General features: G+C 63.8%; 1 protein-coding gene. It reads right to left on the bottom strand.

Translation table 11 applies throughout. The features are described from left to right. Positions 1 to 287: 287 nt before the first annotated feature. The coding region (locus tag LPA41_RS41015; protein WP_229076895.1) for a hypothetical protein at positions 288 to 470 on the bottom strand (183 nt) is incomplete at its 5' end.

Here is a 470-nt window from a genome sequence, read left to right as displayed (position 1 = left end):
GTTGGTGATCTTGGTGCCGCCCTGGGTGGTGCGGACTTCGGGGGTCTGACCGATGTTGCCGGCGAGGATGACGATGTTCTGCATGGTAAGCTCCTGTGTGTCCTGTCTTCGGGACCGTCCCTTCGACAAGACCCGGAAAAAGCCCGTCGGGTGACGCGTGCACGGTGGACGGAACGGACGCCGGAAACCCCCGGAGGACCGGGATGGAGCGGGCAGCCCCGAAGGGGCAACACGGCCCGGGCTGACGCGGGGTTGCACGCAGGCAACCGAACGGGTTTAGGGGATTGTCAGTCGAAGGAATGGACCAGAAGACAGAGATGCGCGGGGAGCCCGTGCCGGAACTTGTCACCCTGCCAATCGGAACAGCCTGACCCCCAGTTCAGCACCTCACTGGCGGCTAAAACAACTGCGATCACCAGCATCTGCCACCCCTGCCCTTGCCTTCCGGGAGTTGCAGCCCTCTGCATCGA

The sequence above is a fragment of the Actinoplanes sp. DH11 genome (assembly GCF_020873875.1).
Taxonomy (GTDB): domain Bacteria; phylum Actinomycetota; class Actinomycetes; order Mycobacteriales; family Micromonosporaceae; genus Actinoplanes.
This window is presented reverse-complemented; position numbering and strand designations above follow the sequence as displayed.